Source organism: Pseudonocardia sp. TRM90224, from assembly GCF_021245725.1.
Taxonomy (GTDB): domain Bacteria; phylum Actinomycetota; class Actinomycetes; order Mycobacteriales; family Pseudonocardiaceae; genus Pseudonocardia.
In genome coordinates, this window is record NZ_JAJGSX010000015.1 from 137892 (window position 1) to 155145 (window position 17254).

The 17254-nt window shown below is 71.7% G+C and carries 16 protein-coding genes; 6 read left to right on the forward strand and 10 right to left on the reverse strand.

Annotated elements, in window-relative coordinates:
- Positions 1–207: 207 nt before the first annotated feature.
- From LL648_RS21835 to LL648_RS21845, 3 genes are all read left to right on the forward strand, one after another.
- On the forward strand, positions 208–3018 hold the full coding sequence (locus tag LL648_RS21835) for an aconitate hydratase (RefSeq protein WP_308190373.1): 2811 nt from the start codon (positions 208–210) through the stop codon (positions 3016–3018).
- A 168-nt stretch (positions 3019–3186) separates the two neighbouring features.
- The gene (locus LL648_RS21840; RefSeq protein ID WP_232664487.1) at positions 3187–3897 is read left to right on the forward strand and encodes a sulfite exporter TauE/SafE family protein; all 711 of its coding nucleotides are present in this window, start codon (positions 3187–3189) and stop codon (positions 3895–3897) included.
- Positions 3898–3948: 51 nt separating this feature from the next.
- Positions 3949–4782, forward strand: a complete 834-nt coding sequence (locus LL648_RS21845; RefSeq protein ID WP_232664488.1) for an alpha/beta fold hydrolase — start codon at positions 3949–3951, stop codon at positions 4780–4782.
- Here the strand turns inward: LL648_RS21845 and LL648_RS21850 are convergent.
- The gene (locus LL648_RS21850) at positions 4775–5680 is read right to left on the reverse strand and encodes a GntR family transcriptional regulator (protein WP_232664489.1); all 906 of its coding nucleotides are present in this window, start codon (positions 5678–5680) and stop codon (positions 4775–4777) included. The two genes, LL648_RS21845 and LL648_RS21850, sit on opposite strands and share 8 nt — an antisense overlap.
- A 156-nt stretch (positions 5681–5836) precedes the next feature.
- Between LL648_RS21850 and LL648_RS21855 the strand changes: the two genes are divergently transcribed.
- Positions 5837–7048 (forward strand): FAD-dependent monooxygenase, encoded by a 1212-nt coding sequence (locus LL648_RS21855; protein WP_232664490.1) that lies wholly within the window; start codon positions 5837–5839, stop codon positions 7046–7048.
- On the opposite strand, the gene LL648_RS21860 is transcribed toward LL648_RS21855, so the two are convergent.
- The 6 genes from LL648_RS21860 to egtA form a co-directional block, all read right to left on the reverse strand.
- Positions 7049–7504: a cupin domain-containing protein gene (locus tag LL648_RS21860; protein WP_232664491.1), complete on the reverse strand. Its 456-nt coding sequence runs from the start codon at positions 7502–7504 to the stop codon at positions 7049–7051.
- Between the two features lie 49 nt (positions 7505–7553).
- The gene (locus LL648_RS21865) at positions 7554–7946 is read right to left on the reverse strand and encodes a hypothetical protein (protein WP_232664492.1); all 393 of its coding nucleotides are present in this window, start codon (positions 7944–7946) and stop codon (positions 7554–7556) included.
- A 147-nt stretch (positions 7947–8093) separates the two neighbouring features.
- Entirely contained in the window at positions 8094–9065 is a 972-nt protein-coding gene (gene egtD / locus LL648_RS21870; protein ID WP_232664493.1) for an L-histidine N(alpha)-methyltransferase, read from the reverse strand.
- Positions 9062–9820 carry an ergothioneine biosynthesis protein EgtC gene (gene egtC, locus LL648_RS21875; RefSeq protein WP_232664494.1) on the reverse strand — a complete coding sequence of 253 codons (759 nt, stop codon included), beginning with the start codon at positions 9818–9820 and terminating at the stop codon, positions 9062–9064. The genes egtD and egtC overlap by 4 nt, the downstream gene beginning before the upstream one ends.
- 3 nt (positions 9821–9823) lie before the next feature.
- Entirely contained in the window at positions 9824–11203 is a 1380-nt protein-coding gene (egtB, locus tag LL648_RS21880) for an ergothioneine biosynthesis protein EgtB (protein WP_232664495.1), read from the reverse strand.
- On the reverse strand, positions 11200–12501 hold the full coding sequence (egtA, locus tag LL648_RS21885; protein WP_232664496.1) for an ergothioneine biosynthesis glutamate--cysteine ligase EgtA: 1302 nt from the start codon (positions 12499–12501) through the stop codon (positions 11200–11202). Before egtA ends, egtB begins: the two co-directional genes overlap by 4 nt.
- A 148-nt stretch (positions 12502–12649) precedes the next feature.
- Here egtA and LL648_RS21890 point away from each other — a divergent pair, with 148 nt between their 5' ends.
- Together LL648_RS21890 and LL648_RS21895 are read left to right on the forward strand one after the other, a co-directional pair.
- A complete protein-coding gene (locus tag LL648_RS21890) occupies positions 12650–13228 on the forward strand; it encodes a TetR/AcrR family transcriptional regulator (RefSeq protein ID WP_232664497.1) in 579 nt (192 codons plus the stop codon).
- Positions 13229–13446: 218 nt separating this feature from the next.
- Positions 13447–14229 carry an SAM-dependent methyltransferase gene (locus LL648_RS21895; RefSeq protein ID WP_232664498.1) on the forward strand — a complete coding sequence of 261 codons (783 nt, stop codon included), beginning with the start codon at positions 13447–13449 and terminating at the stop codon, positions 14227–14229.
- Between the two features lie 328 nt (positions 14230–14557).
- Here the strand turns inward: LL648_RS21895 and LL648_RS21900 are convergent, their stop codons facing one another.
- From LL648_RS21900 to LL648_RS21910, 3 genes are read right to left on the reverse strand one after another with little or no spacing between them, the layout of a single operon-like run.
- Complete coding sequence (locus LL648_RS21900) at positions 14558–15652, reverse strand: Gfo/Idh/MocA family protein (protein ID WP_232664499.1); 1095 nt, start codon at positions 15650–15652, stop codon at positions 14558–14560.
- Positions 15637–16332, reverse strand: coding sequence for a ThuA domain-containing protein (locus tag LL648_RS21905; RefSeq protein ID WP_232664500.1), 696 nt, complete (start codon positions 16330–16332; stop codon positions 15637–15639). The genes LL648_RS21900 and LL648_RS21905 overlap by 16 nt, the downstream gene beginning before the upstream one ends.
- A gap of 31 nt (positions 16333–16363) precedes the next feature.
- Positions 16364–17254: a carbohydrate ABC transporter permease gene (locus LL648_RS21910; RefSeq protein WP_232664501.1), complete on the reverse strand. Its 891-nt coding sequence runs from the start codon at positions 17252–17254 to the stop codon at positions 16364–16366.

The window sequence follows — 17254 nt, forward strand, 5'->3', positions numbered from 1 at the left end:
GGCATTCGAGGGGTGGCATCGGCAGCGGCTTTCAGGGAGCACCGCTGCCGATGCCACCCCGTTCCTCTGCTCACCCCGACTCGACGAGCAAACAGGACAAGCGTACTGTTTGCGGTGACGGGGTCCACGCAGCCGCCCAGGCGTCGGTGCGCAAGACTCCGGACAACCGAGTCTCTAGCGCCCACCACCGCCAGGAGGAACGTCATCGTGGCCAGCACCGACAGCTTCGGAGCCAAAGGGACCCTGCAGGCAGGTGGGGCCGAGCACGAGATCTTCCGGCTCTCCGCCGTCGAGGGTGCCGAACGATTGCCGTTCAGCCTGAAGGTGCTGCTGGAGAACCTCCTGCGCACCGAGGACGGGGCCAACGTCACCGCCGAGCACGTCCGCGCGCTCGCCGGCTGGGACCCCGAGGCCGAGCCCGACACGGAGATCCAGTTCTCCCCCGGCCGCGTCGTCATGCAGGACTTCACCGGCGTCCCGTGCGTCGTCGACCTCGCCACCATGCGCGAGGCCGTCACCGAGCTCGGCGGCGACCCCGGCAAGGTCAACCCGCTCGCGCCGGCCGAGCTGGTCATCGACCACTCGGTGATCATCGACGTCTTCGGCCGCGCCGACGCGTTCGAGCGCAACGTCGACTTCGAGTACCAGCGCAACAAGGAGCGCTACCAGTTCCTGCGCTGGGGCCAGGGCGCGTTCGACGAGTTCAAGGTCGTCCCGCCCGGCACCGGCATCGTGCACCAGGTCAACATCGAGCACCTCGCCCGCGTCGTCATGACCCGCAACGGCCAGGCGTACCCGGACACGCTGGTCGGCACCGACTCGCACACCACCATGGTCAACGGCCTCGGCGTGCTCGGCTGGGGCGTCGGTGGCATCGAGGCCGAGGCCGCGATGCTCGGCCAGCCCGTCTCGATGCTCATCCCCCGTGTCGTCGGCTTCAAGCTCACCGGCGAGATTCCCGCGGGCGCCACCGCCACCGACGTCGTGCTGACGATCACCGAGATGCTGCGCCGCCACGGCGTGGTCGGGAAGTTCGTCGAGTTCTACGGCGAGGGTGTCGGCGCCGTGCCGCTCGCCAACCGCGCCACCATCGGCAACATGAGCCCCGAGTTCGGCTCCACCGCCGCGATCTTCCCGATCGACGAGGAGACCATCCGCTACCTCACGCTGACGGGCCGCTCGAAGGAGCAGATCGAGCTGGTCGAGGCCTACGCCAAGGAGCAGGGCCTCTGGCACGACCCGTCGCGCGAGCCGGTGTTCTCCGAGACCCTCGAGCTCGACCTCTCCACGGTCGTGCCGTCGATCGCCGGCCCGAAGCGCCCGCAGGACCGCATCGAGCTCATCGATGCCAAGTCGGCGTTCCGCAAGTCGATCCACGACTACACCGACGACGCCCCCGCTGCCGCGCAGGCGCACAACCACATCGACGAGGCCGGCCGCGAGTCGTTCCCGGCCAGCGACGCCCCCGCGCTCGGGTTCGCCGACGACGACGCCGAGCCCGTCGTGATCTCCGCGGCCAACGGCGGCGAGGGCCGCCCGTCGAAGCCCACCACGGTCCGCTCGGAGTCCCGCGGCGAGTTCGTCCTCGACCACGGCGCCGTCGTGATCGCCTCGATCACCTCCTGCACCAACACGTCCAACCCCTCGGTCATGCTCGGCGCCGCGCTCCTCGCGAAGAACGCCGTCGAGAAGGGCCTCACCGTCAAGCCGTGGGTCAAGACGTCGATGGCGCCCGGCTCGAAGGTCGTCACCGACTACTACGAGAAGGCCGGCCTCTGGCCCTACCTGGAGAAGCTGGGCTACCACCTCGTCGGGTACGGCTGCACCACCTGCATCGGCAACTCCGGCCCGCTCTCGGAGGAGATCTCGGCGGCGGTCAACGAGGCCGACCTGACGGTCGTCTCGGTGCTCTCGGGCAACCGCAACTTCGAAGGCCGCATCAACCCCGACGTCAAGATGAACTACCTGGCCTCACCGCCGCTGGTCATCGCGTACGCGCTCGCCGGGACGATGGACTTCGACTTCGAGAACCAGCCGCTGGGCACCGACTCCGATGGCAACGACGTCTTCCTCCGCGACATCTGGCCGACCGCTCAGGACGTCCAGACCACGATCGACTCGGCGATCAGCCAGGAGATGTTCACCAAGGACTACGCCGACGTCTTCGCCGGCGACGAGCGCTGGCGCTCGCTGCCCACCCCGGAGGGCGACACCTTCGAGTGGGACCCGGAGTCGACCTACGTCCGCAAGCCCCCGTACTTCGAGGGCATGCAGACCGAGCCGTCCCCGGTCGAGGACATCTCCGGCGCCCGCGTTCTCGCGCGCCTCGGCGACTCGGTCACCACCGACCACATCTCCCCCGCCGGCTCCATCAAGGAGGACACCCCGGCCGGGCAGTACCTGCGGTCGCACGGCGTCGAGAAGCGCGACTTCAACTCCTACGGCTCCCGCCGCGGCAACCACGAGGTGATGATCCGCGGCACCTTCGCGAACATCCGGCTGCGCAACGAGCTGCTCGACAACGTCAGCGGCGGCTACACCCGCGACTTCACCCAGGACGGCGCCCCGCAGGCGTTCATCTACGACGCCGCGCAGAACTACGCCGAGCAGGGCATCCCGCTCGTAGTGCTCGGCGGCAAGGAGTACGGCTCCGGCTCGTCGCGCGACTGGGCCGCGAAGGGCACCGCACTGCTCGGGGTCAAGGCCGTGATCGTCGAGAGCTACGAGCGCATCCACCGCTCCAACCTGATCGGCATGGGCGTGCTGCCGCTGCAGTTCCCCGCGGGCGCGTCGGCGTCGTCGCTGCACCTCGACGGCACGGAGACGTTCGACATCTCCGGGGTCACCGCCCTCAACGACGGCTCCACCCCGCGCACCGTGCAGGTCACCGCCACCAAGGACGGCGGCGAGACCGTCGAGTTCGACGCGGTCGTCCGCATCGACACCCCCGGCGAGGCCGACTACTACCGCAACGGCGGGATCATGCAGTACGTGCTGCGCGGCATGCTGCGCAGCTGACCCACTCCCCCGCTCCGCCGGCGGCGGGCAGCCTTCGGGCTGCCCGCCGCTCGTCGTTCCCGGCCGACCCTCGGGTCGCCGAATGGTTGTCGGAACGATGGCGTCAATGTTTGATTGACAGATGATATTGCTTTTAACAGAGCAGACGTCGCCGGTTAGCGTGGCCGGGTGGTCATTGCTCTCGCCGGTGTTGTCGTCACGCTCGGGGCCCTCGTGCAGGGCTCCGTCGGTTTCGGGCTCGCCCTCGTGGCGGCACCGCTGATGGCGTTGCTCGACCCCACGCTCGTCCCGGTGCCCCTCCTGCTGCTCACCTCCGTGCACGCCGTGCTGACCCTGTCGCGCGAGCACACCGACACCCACTGGGCTGGCGTCGGTTGGGCCCTGCTCGGCCGGGTGCCTGGCGTCGCGATCGGCGCGATGGCGGTGGCGTTGCTGCCGGTCAGGCTGTTCATCGCGGTCGTCGCGATCATCGTGCTGGCCTGCGCGGGCCTGTCCGCCCTGCGGTGGAGCCCACGGCCCACCGTCCCCGCGCTCCTGGTCGCCGGGGTCGTCTCCGGGGCCGGCGGCACGGCGGCGTCGATCGGCGGGCCGCCGGTCGCACTGCTCTACCAGGCTGAACACGGCGCGAGGGTGCGCGCGACGATGGCCGCGTACTTCACGGCCGGCTCGGTGCTCTCCGTCGGCGGCCTCGCCCTCGCCGGCGCCGTCACCGCAGAAGCCACCAGCACAGCCGCGCTGCTGCTGCCGTTCATGATCGTCGGCTTCCTGCTCTCCGGGCCGGCCCGCCGGTTCCTCGACCGCGGCTGGGTCCGCCCCGCCGTCCTCACCGTCGCCGGAGGCGGCGCGATCGCGTTGCTGGTCGCCGCCGCGATCGGTTGACGTCCACCACAGCGATCCCGCCTTGAACGCTCCGACGTGCACAATCGATCTATGGTGATCCGTTCGACGGTGCCGGCACCACCCGCGGCCGCGTTGCGTGCCGGGACCGGCGAGCCCGTGCTCCTGCTGCACCCCTACTCGCTCTCGCACCACGTCTGGCGCGACGTGGCCGCCGATCTCGCCTCGACGTACGACGTCTACGCGCCGACGCTGCCCGGACACTGGGGCGGCCCCCCGCTGCACGCCCGCGACGTCGACATCACGCACCTCACCGACGGCGTCGAGCGGCTCCTCGACGAGGCCGGCTGGGACACCTGCCACGTCGTCGGCAACTCCCTCGGCGGCTGGCTCGCCTTCGAGCTCGCCCGGCGCGGCCGCGCCCGCAGCGTCACAGGAATCGCACCGGCCGGGGGGTGGGCCAGCCCGTCGCTCGCCCAGCTCGCGATCGGCGGCCGCTTCCTCGCCGCCTACCCCGGCATCGTCGCGCTCACCCCGCGCGCCACCCGCGATGTCGTGCTGCGCCGCACGTTCCTCCAACGGGCGTTCATGCGCACGTTGAGCTACGACGCCTCCGCGGTCGCACCCACCGACGTCGACCGGCTCGTCGAGTCGGTCGTCGGGTGCCGCGGCTACCTGCCGCTGCTCTGGTCGGTGCTGCGCAACGGCGCGGCCGTCCGGCTGGACGGCGTGCACTGCCCGGCCCACCTGGTGCTGTGCGACGAGGACACGCTCATCCCGCCGCGCCGCTACTCCGCGCTCTTCCTCGACCAGCTCCACGACGCCCGGGTCACCCGCCTACCCGGGGTCGGGCACGTCCCGATGCTGGAGAACCCGCAGCTCGTCGCCACCACCATCCGGGCCTTCTTGACGACAGTCATCACCTGAGCCTGCGCACCGCCGCTTCCATCCCGTCGAGCAGGTAGACCATGCCGCTCTCGACCAGCGCGTCGAGCTCGACGTCCATCTCCTTGGCGAGCATGCGGTGCATCGTCGGGTGTTGACCGTTCGTGACGATCTCCAGCACCTTCCCGAAGCGTTGGTCCATCCACTTGTCCTTGTCGATGCCGGTCGCCGCCTCCGCCTCGACCTCGGCCTCGAGGTTGATCGCGGCGCCACGCAGGAAGTTGAACAGCGTCAGGTGCATGAAGAACGCCCGCGTGATGTCGACGCCGGTGTCCACGAAGGCGCTGAGGACGAACTCCGTGTACGCGATGCCGCCCGCGACCGGCTCGGGGCGGGTCAGGGACAGCTGAGCGGCGAACCACGGGTGGCGGCGCATCGCCGCCCACATCGCCGTGGCCGCCAGCTCGACCCGCGGCCGCCACCCCGTCGGCGGGGCGGCCGGCAGGTCGATCTCGTGGAGCACGGCGTCGGTCATCCGGACGACCAGGTCGTCCTTGTCGGCGACGTGCCGGTACAGCGACATCGTGGCCACCCCGATGTCGGCCGCGACCCGACGCATCGACAGCGCGGCCACCCCCTCCGCGTCGGCGATCGCGATCGCCGCGGCCACAATCTGCTCAGCACCCAGCCCGAGCTCGGACCGCGGCCGCGCCGGAGCCGCCCGGCGGTTCACGCCCTCCACCACCGTGCCGACCCCGGGGACCGGCCGCACCAGGCCTTCCTGGCGGAGCGTGGTGAGCGCCTTCGTCGCCGTCGCCATCGCGACGTCCCACTCGCGCATCAGCTCGCGCGTCGACGGCACCCGCTCCCCCGCGGCCAGCTCACCCGAGGTGATGCGGCGACGCAGCTCGGCGGCGATCCGCGCATACGGCGCGTCCATAGGCCCTCCCCGTACTAGTGCACCGGTCGCCTCGCGAGCGTACCGGCGCGTCAACCTCGTACTGGCGAAACCTGGTGCACTAGGGCACAGCCTGACACCCTAAAGCCCAGGTCAAATGCTTGCACATCGGTGTATGTACATCGTACGCTACCGCCCATGGACATCTTGATTTCCGGTGCTGGCATCGCAGGCCCGACACTTGCGTACTGGCTACACCAGCGCGGGTTCCGCTGCACCGTCGTCGAGCGCGCCGCCACTCCACGCCGCGGCGGGCAGGCCGTCGACCTGCGCGGCACCGGACGCCAGGTCGTCGAGCGCATGGGCCTCATGGAGCGGGTGCGCGCGGTGGCCGTCCACCAGCACGGCGTGGCGGTCGTCGACCGGCGCGGCAAGGCGATCGTGCGCATGGGCACCGACGCGTTCGGCGGTGAGGGCATCGTCTCCGAGATCGAGGTGCTGCGCGGCGACCTCGCCGAGGTCATGTACGAGGCGACGCTGCCGGACGTCGAGTACCTGTGGGACGACACCATCACCGCGCTCGACGAGGACGCCGACGGCGTCACCGTGACGTTCGAGAAGGCGCCCAGCCGGCGGTTCGCGCTGGTCGTCGGCGCCGACGGGCTGCACTCCGTCGTGCGAAAGCTCGCGTTCGGCCCCGAGAGCAAGTACGTGCGGCCGCTCGGCTGCTACACCGCGTGGTTCACCGCACCGGCCGCGCCCGACCTCGACGGCTGGCTCGCCATGCACAACGAGGTCGGCGGGCGGGTCGTGTCGCTGCGCCCCGGCCGGCTGCCGGACGAGACGAAGGCTGGGCTGAGCTTCCGCTCGGAGCCGCTCGACCTCGACCGCCGCGACGCCGCCGCCGTGCACGCCGCCTTCGCGGAACGGTTCCGCGACGTCGGCTGGAAGGCCGGCTGGCTGGTCGACGCCATGCGCAACGCACCGGACGTCGCCTTCGACTACATGGGCCAGGTGCACATGGACCGCTGGCACACCGGCCGGGTCGTGGTGCTCGGCGACGCCGGCTTCAGCCCGAGCCCGCTCACCGGCCTGGGCACCAGCCTCGCGCTGGTCGGCGCGTACGTGCTGGCCGGGGAGCTCGCGGCAGCCAACGGCGACCACACCGTCGCGTTCCCGCGCTACGAGGAGGTCATGCGACCCTACGTCACCAGCGGGCAGGAGCTGCCGCCCATGGGCATCGACGGCTTCGCGCCGCGCACGCGCCTCGCGCTCGCGATGAGCCGCACCTCGATGAAGTGGATGATGCGCTGGCCGCTGCGCCTGCTCGCGGAGAAGTTCTTCGCCAAGGCGAGCGAGATCACGCTGCCCGACTACTCGCGGTCACCGCACCAGGTGTCCGACCGGTGATCAGGCCGGGTGGGTCGGGTCGATCCAGCGGACGTGCTCGGGGTCGGCCACGCCGTCGATGTCGAGGTTCACGACGATCGGTTCCTGGCCGCTGCGCGTGAGCACGCACTCCAGGGGCTCGTCGTCGAGCGCGTTGATCTCCTGGTGCGGCACGAACGGCGGCACGTAGATGAACCCGCCCGGGCCGGCCTCCGCTGTGAACTCGAGGTGCTCGCCCCAGCGCATCCGCGCCCGCCCGCGCACGACGTAGATCACGCTCTCCAGCTCGCCGTGGTGGTGCGCGCCCGTGCGCGCGCCGGGGTGGATGGTCACCGTGCCGGCCCACAGCTTCTGTGCACCCACCCGTGCACCGGTGACCGCGGCGGCCCGGTGCATGCCCGGGGTCTGCGCGGTGTTCGTGTCGAGCGCGTCGCCGGGGATCACCCGCACGCCGTCGGAGCGCCAGTCCGTGCCCATGGTTCACCGCCAGCTGGAGTCGTCGAGTGAGCGAGGTGTTCACCGGAATCTACCTGTTCGCGGGCAAGGTTCGATCGTCGTTGCGAAGCAACCGGAGAACACCGCTCCGAAGGGCGAACATGACAACCGCGAACGCGACGATGTACACCGCGGCTCGCAGGTCGCCGCGAGCGCTGGTGCTCAGCCCTGCGATGACGACGGCCAACGTCCCTGTTGCTCCCGCGCAGTTGGCCAGTACGCGGTGGGCCGTCGGTGAGCCCATGGCGATTCGAATCGCCTGCACGACCGACACGAGTGCGATGGGGCCGAGGACGGTCACGCCCGTGATCGCGATCAGCCACATGAACGCCCTGTCCGACGACGTGCCCGCCGATCCCATTGCCTTCACCAAGGCCGGCGCGATCAGGAAGAACGCAGCCAGGACGTTGACCAGCACGACCACGGTGGCGAGGAAGCCGCCGACGAGCCGGCTCGGGCCGCTGTGAACTCGGGTGGTGGGCACAGATGCTCCTCTGGATCGAGAGTGTCGAGCACGATGACCACCGAGGTACCGCCCTGGTTGGGGCACGCAGCAAAATTCGCCCGACGCTCAGCTCGCCGTCGCCAGCGTCAACGCGAACCGCTCCTCCGGGTCGCTCCAGGTGCGGGTGACGGCGAACCCGGCCCTCTCCAGGATCGTGTGCACGCCCTCGACGTGGAACTTCGCGGAGATCTCGGTCAGCAGCTCCTCGCCTTCGGCGAACTCGACCTCCATGTCGAGCTCGGCGATGCGCACCCGCATCGCCCGCTCGGCGCGCAGCCGCATCTCGATCCACTCGTCGACCCGGTCCCACACCGCGACGTGCGCGAACGACTCGACGTCGAAGTCGGCGCCGAGCTCACGGTTGATCACGTGCAGCACGTTGCGGTTGAACTCCGCGGTGATGCCTGCGGCGTCGTCGTAGGCGCTGACCAGCGGCTCCTCGTCGATCACCAGCCCGGTGCCGAGCAGCAGCTGCTCCCCTGGTGCCAGCACCGACCGCACGTCGGCGAGGAACTCGGCCTGCTCGGCCGGCACCAGGTTGCCGATGGTGCCGCCGAGGAACGCGACCATCCGCCGGCCGCCGCCGGGCAGCAGGTGCAGGTGGCGGGTGAAGTCGCCGACCACACCGTGCAGCTCGACCTGCGGGTACTCGGCGGCCAATGCGTCCATGGCCTGCCGCAGCGCCGACTCGCTGACGTCCTGCGGCACGTACCGGCGCAGGGTGCCGGCCGTCACGAACGCGTCGAGCAGGAGGCGGGTCTTCGCCGACGAGCCGGAGCCCAGCTCGACGATCGTGTCGGCGCCGGAGAGCGCGGCGATCTCGGCGACGCTGCGCTCCAGCAACGCCCGCTCGGTGCGGGTCGGGTAGTACTCCGGCAGCTCGGTGATCATCTCGAACAGCGCGCTGCCGCGGGCGTCGTAGAACCACTTCGGCGGGAGCTGCTTGGGGGTCGCGCCCAGGCCGCGGCGGACGTCGGCCCGCAGCGCCTTCTCGGCGTCGTCGTCGGTGAGGTGGATGTCGATCCGAGCGGTGCTCATGAAGCCCCTGTCGGTTGGATCGGGTGGACGGTGGCGCCGGCCGCGCCGGCGACCAGCAGGTGCCGCTCGGGCACCGGCCGCCACGAAGGATCGGTGTCGGTGGGTTCGGAGGCGACGAGCGTCGAGCCCTCGCCGCAGCGCACCGAGAGGGCGTGCTCCCAGGTGGTCGCCCAGATGCCGCTGCCGTCGGTGAGGAGGAGGTTGAGCCGGGAGCCCGGCGCGGCCGCCGCGACGTCGGCGACCACGCCCGCGAGCGCTGCGCCCGGCTCGACACCGGCCCGCAGCCGGTGGCGCACCAGCGCCCACAGCAAGGCGGCGTCGGTGGGCGCGTCGAGCGTGACCAGGTCGGTCACCGGGAGCGCGGCAGCGAGCGGCGCGATCGAGCCGGGCCAGCCCCGCACGACGCCGTTGTGGCTGAACAGCCACCGCCCCTCACCGAACGGCGCCGCCGCCGACGTCGTGACGGGCATGCCGACGGTGGCGGAGCGGACGGCGGCGAGCACCGCGCCGCTGCGCACCGTCGCGGCCAGCGCGGTGAACGACGGATCACCCCAGATGGGCGCCCCGCTGCGGTAGCGGGCGGCGTCGCGCCCGGGCTCGGGGTACCAGCCGGCGCCGAACCCGTCGGCGTTGATCGTCCCGCCGCCGCGCATGTCGGCCGGCGCGTACGACTGGTGCAGCAACCCGTGGGGCGGCTCCAGCACCAGCGCCGACAGCGTGACGGGCGGCCCGACGTAGGCCAGGTGTCGGCACACCCGCTACGCCACCCCGCGCGCGTCGAGCTCAGCGGGTGTCGCGTCGCGCGCCAGCCGCAGGCCGGCGAAGATCTGCCGGCGGATCGGGACGTCCCAGTTGCGGAACGTGCCGCGGATCGCGGCGGCGTCGGTGCCGAACGAGCCACCACGCAGGACGCGGTAGTCGCCGCCGAAGAACACCTCCGAGTACTCCGCGTACGGGAACACCTGGAAGCCGGGGTGCGGGTGCCAGCCCGACGACGTCCACTCCCAGACGTCGCCGATCAGCTGCTCGACCCCCAGCGGCGACGCGCCGGCCGGGTAGGCACCGACGGGGGCCGGCTGCAGGTGCCGCTGGCCGAGGTTCGCGCGCACCGGTGTCGGGTCGTCGTCGCCCCACGGGTAGCGCAGCGACCGCCCGCTCGCGGGGTCGTGGCGCGCCGCCTTCTCCCACTCCGCCTCGCTCGGCAGCCGCTTGCCGGCCCACTTGGCGTAGGCGTCGGCCTCATGGGCGCAGACGTGCACCACCGGCTCGTCGAGGCGCAGCGGGGCGACGACGCCGAACCGGCGCCGGTGCCAGTCGCCCGTGCCGTCGCGCCGCCAGAACTGGGGCGCGACCAGCCCGGCCGCGACGCGGTGCTTCCACCCGGCCTCGCTCCACCAGCGCTCATCGGTGTAGCCGCCGGCCTCGACGAACTCCAGGTACCCGCCGTTGGTGACGGGCGCGGTGTCGATCCAGAACGCGTCGACCTGGCGGCTGTGCGCCGGCCGCTCGTTGTCGAGCGCCCACGGCTCGGTCGACGTGCCCATGACGAACGGGCCACCGGGCACGAGCACCTCACGAGCGGGCAGCGGACGGCCCGGCGGCGGCTCCGGCGCGTGCAGCACCGGCGCGCCTTTGCGCAGCTGGTGGGTGGCGAGCATGGTCTCGTCGTGCTGCTGCTCGTGCTGCACGATCATCCCGAACGCGAACCCGCGCTCCTCGAGCGGCCGGCCCGTCAGCGGGCTGGAGGAGAGCACGTCGAGCGCCTTCTCCCGCACCTGCGCGACGTACGCCCGGGTCTCGGACGGCGTGAGCAGCGGCAGCTCCACCCGGCTGGCCCGGGAGTGCTGGAACGCGTCGTACATGCCGTCGATCTCCGGGCGCAGCGGCTCCCGCCCGCCCACGTCGCGGACCAGCCAGAGCTCCTCCTGGCTGCCGATGTGCGCGAGGTCCCAGACCAGCGGGGACATCAACGGGGAATGCTGCGCGACGAGGTCGGTCTCGTCGACGGCATCGGTGAGCACGGTGCTGCGGGCCCGCGACGCCGCCAGCTGCTCGGCGACCTTCGTCCGCAGCTGCTCGGCCGCGGTGGTGTCGAGCGGCTGTGTTTTCTCCGGCGCTGTCTTCTCCGGCGCTGTCATGGGATCACATCCAGATCGGGGGCGGGGTCGTCGGCCGGACATCGGCCGCGGACCACCTGGTGTTCGGTCATCTCGACGAGGTCGTCGACCAGCCACTGCGGCGCACCGAGCGCCGGGAGCCGCTCGCAGGCCAGCTCGAAGACGGTGGCGGCCGCGGTGGCCAGGACGGAATCGGCGAGGCCGTGGCGAGCGCCGGAGACCCAGCGCCCCGCGGCCGGCTCGCACGCCTCGCGGGCCCGGTCGGTCAGCTCCGGCTCGGACAGCAGCGCGAGAAGCACCGCCGTCGGCAGCGCCCACCGCCGCCCCTGCTGGGCGTCGACGTAACGGATCTCCACGTGCCCATGCGGCCGGACCGGCGGGAACAGCGTGGAGACGTGGTAGAGCAGGTCGTCGACCGTCGGCGGGCCGGGCAGCGCGCCACGCACCCAGTCGGCGAAGGTGACGCCGCACGGGACCTGCCACTCGCCCTCGCCGCGGACGCACAGCACGGGGCTGTTCAGGACGCGCTGCGCCCACTCGTGCGCGGGATCGGCGGTGTCGGACGGGACCGGCGGTGCCGTCCGGGCCGGGTCGGCGTGGAGCCAGCTCGCGAACCGCGACGACTTCCAGCCGGTCTGCCGACCGTGCAGCGTGGGTGAGTTGGCGAACGCCGCGAGCAGGACGGGCCCGAGCGCGTGCACCGCGGCCCAGCGGCGGGCGACGTCGGCGCCTTCCCCGGCGTCGACGCACACCTGTACCGCGGCCGTGGAGCACATCCCGCTGCGGCCGGAGGGGCCGAGCCGGTCGAACGCCTGCTCCATCGCGCGGTACCGCGGCAGCTCCAGCACCCGCAGTGCTGGGCGGAGCGGATCGGTCGCCCGCGGCTGCGGGCGGAGGCGGTGCTCGGCGAGGAGGCCGTGCAGGACATCGGTGTCGGCACGGACGGTGCTCAGCAACCCCGAGAGATCGGGGAGCGGCGGGCTGGCGAGCTCGATCTGGCCACCGGGTTCGACGGTGACGGTGGAGCCGCCGGGAAGGGGTTGTGCGGGAGAGGACGGATCGAGGGTGGTCGGTGCGTGCGGGCCGAGCGCTGCGACGAGCGTTGCGACGTCGACCGGGGCCTCCGGCGCGTCGATGTCGTGGAGCAGCCATTCGAGCTCGACCCCGGTGAGCCGTGGAGGGCCGTGCTTGAAGCACACCGACGCGACGTAGGCCTCCGCGTCCGCGCAATCGCGCAAGACGGTCGGGCCCGCGTCGGGCGCGGGTTCCTCGAGCAGCGTGACCTGCGAGGCCAGTGCTCGTAACGGGTCAGGTGTCACGTCCAGCGACGCTACCCCCGCCCACCGACACTCGCAGGTGTGATCGAGCAGACGTTCGAATCCGATAACCTCTTGTTCGCCCTGCGCGACGCGCCGAGCCGCCTTTACCAAGCCGTACGTACGGCACGGGAGGGCTACGATCGTGCCCGTGCCGCGCGTCAGCACCGACCAGCTGGCCGCCCGCCGCCAGCAGATACTCGACGGCGCGCGGGCGTGTTTCGCCCGCTACGGCTACGAGGGCGCCACGGTGCGCCGGCTCGAGCAGGTCACCGGCTTGTCCCGCGGCGCGATCTTCCACCACTACCGCGACAAGGACGCGCTGTTCCTCGCGCTCGCCGAGCAGGACGCGCGCCGGATGGCCGACGTCGTCGCCGACCAGGGCCTCGTGCAGGTCATGCGCGAGCTGCTGGCCGACCCCGGCTCCGCCGACGAACGCAGCTGGCTCGGCACCCGACTGGAGGTCTCGCGGCGGCTGCGCACCGACCCCGAGTTCCGCGCGCGTTGGAGCTCGCACTCCGCGGCCCTCACCCGCGCCACCCGCGAACGGCTCGAACGCCAGCGCCGTGCCGGCACGCTGCGCGACGACGTACCCGTCCCCGTCCTCGCGCAGTACCTCGAACTGGTGCTGGAAGGTCTCGTGTCGCACCTGGCCATGGGGCTGCCGGCGGACGACCTCGACGGCGTGCTGGACCTGGTCGAAGGGGCAGTCCGGCGGCGCACGGGGTGAGGCGGGGCCGCCCGCTCCGGTCCCACCCGCTCCGGTCCCGGGGAGGGCAGGAAAGCCACTTTCCTGCCCTGTGAGGGCCTGAAAGTGGCTTTCCTGCCCTCGCGTGCGGAACGCACGCGTCCTGGCCTCGGCGCGCCGCGGAGTCTGCGATGCACGTGGCCGGCGGCACGTGTGGTGCCTGGAAAGTGGCTTTCCAGGCACACCCTAGGCTTGCCGTCATGACGCGCCGGGGGGATCGCGGGATCGACACGACCGTTGCGCACAACGCACGGGTCTGGAACTACTGGCTCGGCGGCAAGGACAACTACAGCGCCGATCGCGCGGCCGGTGACGTCGTGCACGGGCTGTTCCCGCTGATCGTCGACGTCGCCAGGGCCGACCGCGCGTTCCTCGGCCGGGCTGTGCACTTCCTCGCCGCCGAGGCCGGGATCCGGCAGTTCCTCGACATCGGCACCGGCCTGCCCACCGCGGCCAACACCCACGAGGTGGCGCAGACGCTCGCGCCGGAGAGCCGGATCGTCTACGTCGACAACGACCCGCTCGTCCTCGCGCACGCCCGCGCGCTGCTGACCAGCACCCCGCAGGGCCGCACCGCCTACGTCGACGCCGACGCGCACGACCCGGCCGCGATCCTGGATGCCGCGCAGGGGACGCTCGACCTCGACCGCCCGGTCGCGGTGATGATGCTCGGCATCCTCAACTTCGTCCTCGACGACGCCGACGCCCGCGGCGTCGTCTCGACGATCATGGGTGCGGTGCCGCCGGGCAGCTTCCTCGCGATCACCCACCCGACCACCGAGCTGGGCGGGGAGGGCAACGTCGCGGCGATGGAGTTCTGGAACAAGAACGCCACCCCGCCGATCCGGGCGCGCAGCAGCGCCGAGTTCGCCGCCTTCCTCGACGGGCTGGAACCGGTGGAGCCGGGGATCGTGTCCTGCGCACGGTGGCGAACGGAAGCACCCACCGTGCCCCAGTTCGGTGCCGTGGCCCGCAAGCCCTGACGGGCAGGTTGCACATCGAGGTCGGCCTCCGGATCGTGGTACTGGCCGGCCGGGATGTATGCGTTCCGCACGCGAGGGCAGGAAAGCCACTTTCCTGCCCTGTGGGGGCCGGAAAGTGGCTTTCCTGCCCTGTCCAGCCCGGGTGAGCTGCCCCGAGACAGTCCCGAGCCCGCCCACTCCCCCTGCGCACCCGGGGTGGGTCGGGGCGCCGGGAAAGCCACCTTCCCGGCCTGTGGCGCTGGGAAAGTGGCGCTGGGAAAGTGGCTTTCCCGGCAACACATGCGTCCCCACCCAGCCACCCGCAGCGCGGGACCGGAACTCGAACGACCTACGCCAGCGCCGGCACCCCCACCACCGGGTCGGGCCGCTCGCACGTCGTCGTCAGTGTGATCGACGTCCGGGCCTCCGCGGCCTGCAGCACGGACTCCATGATCTCCAGCACGTGCAGCGCGATGTCGCCGTTGGCCCGGTGCGCCCGGTCCTCCGCGAGGCCGCGCGCGAGGTCGGCGAGTCCGTAGCCGCGGCCGGCGCCGGCGAAGCCCGCGAGCACGCCGACGTCGGTCCAGCGGTCGTCGCCGGCCGCCGGGTACAGCTCCACCGTGCCGTCGAAGTTGTTCGGGTCGGGCACCGAGAGCGAGCCCGCCGTGCCGTACACCTCGATCCGCGGCAGCCGCGCCGCCCAGGTGTCGAAGCTCATGACCAGCGTCGAGAGCGCCCCGGACGCGTGCTCCAGGATCGCGGTGACGTGCGTGTCGACCGTGACGTCGAACGTCGTGCCCGCGCGCGGACCCTGCCCGATCGTGCGGGTGCCCGACGGCCGCGACGACGAGCCGACGACCCGCGCGACCGGCCCCAGCAGGTGGATCAGGGCGCTCAGGTAGTACGGCCCCATGTCCAGCAGCGGCCCGCCGCCGCGCCGGTAGTAGAACTCGGGGTCGTGGTGCCAGCGCTCGTGGCCGGGCGTCGTCATGAAGGCCGTCGCCGAGTGCGGCGTCCCGATCCGCCCGGCGTCGACGACCGCCCGCGCGGTCTGCAGGCCGGTGCCGAGCACGGTGTCGGGCGCGCAACCCAGCCGCAGCCCCGCCGCCGCCGCGGCCTTGACCACCTCGCGGCCCTCCGCCACCGAGAGCGCGAGCGGCTTCTCGACGTACACGTGCTTGCCCGCCGCCAGCGCGTCCAGCGCGACCTCGCTGTGCGTCGCCGGCAGGGTCAGCACCAGCACGGCGTCGACGTCGTCCGCGGCGAGCAGCTCGGGCAGCGAGATCACCCGCGCGCCGTGCTGCGCCGCCAGCGCCGCCGCCCGTTCCGGCACGAGGTCGCACACGGCCGTGACCTGCGTCTGGGGCAACCGCGCGAGCGACTCCGAGTATTGCCCGGAGATCGAGCCGGCGCCGATGATCCCGACCTTCAGCGGCTCGCCCACAGCATCCCCCGCTCGATGATCGTCGTGACGTTCCGGTCGCGGACGACGTCCATGTCGTGGCCCGGCGTGCAGACGAACACCCGCCCCCGCCCCCATTGCCGGGTCCAGATCGCCGGCGAGGTGACCGGCCGGTGCCAGGGGTCCCATTCGCGCACGGCCTGCGTCGTGGTGGCCAGCACGTCGACGTAGTCGTCGGCCAGCACCCAGTACTGCTCGGTGACCAGGTCGAAGTCGCCGATCCCCTGCGTGATCGGGTGCTCCGCCGCGGCCGGCAGCATCTCCACGCGGTAGGGCACGAAGTTGTCGGCCTGCTCGCCCTTCCGCTCGGCGGGCGCCTTGCCGGGGTGGCAGGCGAACTGCCCGCCGATGAGGTGCAGGTAGTCGCTGGAGCTGCGGTAGGAGTCGGCGATCCCACCGTGCCACCCGGCGAGGCCGGTCCCGTTCTCGACGGCCGCGATGAGCCCGGCCAGCTCGTCCCGTTCGATCGTGCTCATCGTGACGCACTGGACGATGAGATCGACGGTCTCCATGTATGCGCCGTCGGCGTAGACGGCGGGCGAGTCCTCGATCCGGATCGTGTAGCCGTGCTCCTTCAGGTGCGGGACGAACTCGTCGGTCGCCTCGACGGGGTGGTGGCCCTCCCAACCTCCGCGCACGACCAAGGCTTGCCGTTCTGTCACTGGCTGCGTTCCTTCCGAACGTCGGATGAGCTCACTTCGAGAACCCGGCGGTGAGGCCGGAAAGCAGCTGGCGGCGGCCGAGCACGTAGAGCGCGAGGATCGGCAACGTCGTGAGCACGACCGACGCGAGCACCGCCGGGATGTTGATGCTGTACTGCCCTTGGAACGTCCAGAGCGCGAGCGGCAGCACCCGCAGCTCGGGGCTCTGCGTGAGCACCAGCGGCAGCAGGAACATGTTCCAGACGTGCAGCGCCTGGTAGACGGTCACCGTGACCAGCGCGGGCCGGGTCAGCGGGAACGCGAGGCGCCACATCGTGCCCCACTCGCTGGCGCCGTCGAGCCGCATCGACTCGAACAGCTCCTTCGGCACGTCCCGCACGAAGTTGGAGAGCACCAGCACCGAGAGCGGGATCGCGAAGGCGATCGAGGGCAGGATCAGCGCGAGCAGGCTGTCGTAGAGGTGCAGCCGGATGATGATCAGGTAGACGGGGATGATCGTCGCCTGCAGCGGGATGGCGAGCCCCATCAGGAAGATGGCGTTGACCCCACGCAGGAACCGGCCGGTGCCGCGCACGATCGCGAACGCCGCCATGAACGAGATCAGCACGGCGGGCACGGTCGCCCCGACAGTCACGATCACCGAGTTCGTGAAGTAGCGGATGAAGTCCGCCTCGATGACCATCTGGTAGTTCTCGAGCGTCGGCTCGGTCGGCAGCGCGAGCGGGTTGGCCGAGAAGTAGCTGCTCTGGCTCTTGAAGCTGGTGATGAGGATCCAGTAGATCGGCACCACGGTGACGGCCAGCCAGATCCAGCCGGCGAAGCCCGCGAGGAAGTTGGGGCGGCGGACCGACCGGGACGTCGAGCTGCGGGTGGCCCGTTCCTGGCGCGGTGGCGCGGGCGGGGCCGCGGTACCGGTGGTCAT